3 protein-coding genes and 1 pseudogene are annotated in these 3,323 nt (G+C 36.4%); 1 reads left to right on the plus strand and 3 read right to left on the minus strand.

The window, feature by feature from the left end; all coding sequences use genetic code 11:
• Nucleotides 1–404: 404 nt before the first annotated feature.
• The gene (abc-f, locus tag ACVRZD_RS10510; protein WP_037627728.1) at nucleotides 405–1,895 is read left to right on the plus strand and encodes a ribosomal protection-like ABC-F family protein; all 1,491 of its coding nucleotides are present in this window, start codon (nucleotides 405–407) and stop codon (nucleotides 1,893–1,895) included.
• A gap of 76 nt (nucleotides 1,896–1,971) precedes the next feature.
• Here abc-f and ACVRZD_RS10515 read toward each other — a convergent pair whose 3' ends face one another.
• The 3 genes and pseudogenes from ACVRZD_RS10515 to ACVRZD_RS10525 all read right to left on the minus strand — a co-directional run.
• Nucleotides 1,972–2,133: a hypothetical protein gene (locus tag ACVRZD_RS10515; RefSeq protein ID WP_198777501.1), complete on the minus strand. Its 162-nt coding sequence runs from the start codon at nucleotides 2,131–2,133 to the stop codon at nucleotides 1,972–1,974.
• A 19-nt stretch (nucleotides 2,134–2,152) separates the two neighbouring features.
• Nucleotides 2,153–2,503 (minus strand): hypothetical protein, encoded by a 351-nt coding sequence (locus ACVRZD_RS10520; protein ID WP_037627726.1) that lies wholly within the window; start codon nucleotides 2,501–2,503, stop codon nucleotides 2,153–2,155.
• Between the two features lie 16 nt (nucleotides 2,504–2,519).
• Nucleotides 2,520–3,179: pseudogene (locus ACVRZD_RS10525) on the minus strand (lactonase family protein); the annotation flags it as partial.
• Nucleotides 3,180–3,323 lie beyond the last annotated feature (144 nt).

Genomic DNA, 3,323 nt, shown 5'->3' on the forward strand with positions numbered 1-3,323 from the left:
ATTTCTAATGGAAAAAATTTTTCCATTAGAAATAACTAGGCAAACCGAACGCAAGTGAGGTACTAATAACAAAATTTAAGTGAAGTCAGCTGCTTTTTTATTCAACCTCAAAAAATTTGACACATACAAAATCAAGAAATCATTTGCTTTCTAATCCAATTTATGCTATTCTTATACTAATCAAAAACGAAGTGAGGGATCCTCTATTGAAAAATTAAGCCAATGTGTTGAAGCTGCATTCAGACTATTTTCTTTGAAGTACAAGGGAATAGTGTGCAGATTTTCAGGATTGGTGATTATTTTTCGATAAGAGGGTCTTTTTGTGTCTTCCTATCTAAAAAATCTCTGTCCTGAAAATAGGTGAGGGATTTTTCTTGCCTAATCGGTGAGTCGAGGGAATTTAAATGACAACAATTGAAATAAAGAATTTAACGTTTGGCTTTGATGTCCAAACAACGAACTTATTTGAACAAACGAATCTCACCATTCAATCAGAATGGAAATTAGGATTAATTGGCCGCAATGGTCGTGGCAAAACGACACTACTAAAATTGTTGATGGGTGAATACACGTATAGTGGGAAAATTGAGCATCAGTTGAACTTTACTTATTTTCCACAAAAAGTTCAAGATAAGACGCAATTAACGTATTATGTGCTACAAGAACTCTCTGATTTTGAACAATGGAAAATAGAACGAGAACTCAACCTCCTACAAGTAGATTCAGATATTTTATGGCGACCGTTTCATAGTTTATCAGGTGGAGAGCAAACCAAAGTATTGTTAGCCTTGCTTTTTGTTGATGATGTGAATTATCCATTAATTGATGAACCAACCAATCATTTGGATGTAATGGCTCGTCAACAAGTGGCGGCGTATTTAAAGGCGAAGAAACAAGGGTTTATTGTTGTTAGCCATGATCGAAGTTTTGTGGATGAAGTGGTGGATCATGTATTATCCATTGAAAAAAGTCAGCTAGTGTTGTATCAAGGAGATTTTTCGGTCTACGAAGAACAAAAAGGCTTACGTGATCAATTCGAACAAGAGCAGAATGTGAAACTCAAAAAAGAAATTGGACGCTTAAAACAAACCGCAGCAGAAAAAGCAGAGTGGTCACGTGGGAGAGAGCGAGATAAATTGGGCTCGCCCAACAAACCGGGAAGTGGAGCCATTTATGATACCGGTGCGATTGGTGCGCGAGCTGCGCGAACGATGAAACGCTCCAAAGCAATCGTCAAGCGTATGGAAGATCAAGCAACAGAAAAAGAAAAATTATTGAAGGATATGGAATACATTGAGCCATTAAGTATGAACTATCAAGTAACTCATCGAAAAAAATTACTGACTGTGCAAGAGTTGCAGTTGAGTTATGGAGAACGAAAGCTATTTTCTCCCCTTACTTTCGACATTAATCAAGGGGATCGATTGGCAATTCAAGGACCAAATGGCTCAGGAAAGTCTTCAGTTATTCAGCATCTTTTAGGAATATTTCAAGGTGAAGTGACAGGTGAAGTCATACAACCACAAGGAGTAACCATCAGTTATGTTCGCCAAAATTATGAAGATAATCGAGGAACCTTGCAAGAATTTGCTGAAGAACATCACCTATCCTATCAAGAATTATTGAATAATCTCTGGAAGCTGGGAGTGGAACGGAAGGTTTTTCAAAATCGGATTGAAGAGATGAGTATGGGGCAACGAAAACGGGTAGAATTAGCAAAATCTTTAGCGACACCAGCAGAGCTATTTATCTGGGATGAACCCTTAAATTATCTAGATGTCTTTAACCACAAGCAGTTGGAGGAAGTCATTCAACTCGTTCAACCAACGATGCTGATTGTTGAACATGACCGAACCTTTTTGAATAAAGTAGCGACTAAAATTATCCCGTTATAGTAAAAAAGTAAAATAGAAAATCCTTATGAAATTTGTTTTAAGAACATCAATTTCATAAGGATTCTTTCATTTTTGTTTAATTTTCTACATTACGCACATAATCATCAAAGTATTGAACTAATTCGGTTTTTAATTGTTGATATTCTTCTTCGGAATACGTTTTGTCTTGCAGTTTGATCTGTAAAAAAGGAATTTCTAGTTCTTCTTTGAGGCGATCAAGCACATCTAACTGATCCATTTTTTTCATCACCTATCTACTAAATTAAATCAAAGGAATTATTGACTTTTTGGTATACTTCGCTCATTGTGTTTAAGCGATTGTACAGCGAATCTAAATCGTCATTTTTATGAAAGAGCACTTGTTTTAATTCAAAATAGAAAATATCAAATGCGTTGACGAATTCTTCCACTTCTGGTGTTTGTAATTCTTGAAATGTGTCACAACGGACATAGGCTTTTTCAGCAATTGCGTATGCTTCAGCAGTAGTTAAAATAGCTAAGAACTCATTGTAGCGATGGCTCGATACTAATTCATAAGCAGATTGGCATTTGTTGTAAATATTTGAAAAGTCTTTTACTAGTAATTCGACGGGTGTTTTAGAAAACATTGCATTCACTCCTCCATTATTTTTCAAATAAGACACAGACACATTCAGGTGCGTAAATATCTTTTTTGATTAAAGTTAAGGTTCCATTCTCCGCATCACGACGATAAAGAGTTAAATTATCGGTATTTTGATTGGCACAAACAACGAATTTCTCTGTTGGGTCTAAATTGAAATCACGTGGATGATCTCCTTCAGTTGAAATATGTTGAACGAAAGTTACTTTTGCTCCGTCTTCACTTATAGCAAAAACGGCGATAGAATTGTGACCACGGTTTGAAAGATAAACAAAACGACCATCGCTAGAAATGCGAATGGCAGCACCACCGTTGAAACCTTCAAAATCTTCAGGTAAGGTAGATAGTTTTTGTAATTCAGTCAATGTACCAGTTGAAGCTTCGTAAGAAAGGACGGTTACTGTACTATCTAATTCACCAAATAAATAAGCATAGTGGGTATTTGGGTGGAAGACTAAATGACGTGGACCTGTTCCAGCCGGTGCTAAGTAAGTAGCAACTTCCGTTAATTTACCTTCATCAGAAACATCATAGGTATAGACACGATCTGTTCCTAAATCGCAGACAATGAGACGATTATCTGGAGTTAAATCACTATAATGCGCATGGGCACGATCTTGATTTTCATGTGGTCCGACAGGTTCGTCATGGAAAATGGCATCGGTCAGTTGTAAGGAACGGTTCTGTTGCAAAGTTTTAAATCTACTATCAAATAAGGTAGAATAATAGAAAAAGATAGCAGGAGGAATGACGATGAATCATTTTAAAGGAAAGCAATTTCAGCAGGATGTGATTATTGTAGCCGT

The sequence above is a fragment of the Streptococcus hongkongensis genome (assembly GCF_053206145.1).

Coding starts and splice junctions, on each gene's coding strand:
- ACVRZD_RS10515 (WP_198777501.1), bottom strand. CDS start 2,133: ATGGATCAGTTAGATGTGCTTGATCGCCTCAAAGAAGAACTAGAAATT.
- ACVRZD_RS10520 (WP_037627726.1), bottom strand. CDS start 2,503: ATGTTTTCTAAAACACCCGTCGAATTACTAGTAAAAGACTTTTCAAAT.
- abc-f (WP_037627728.1), top strand. CDS start 405: ATGACAACAATTGAAATAAAGAATTTAACGTTTGGCTTTGATGTCCAA.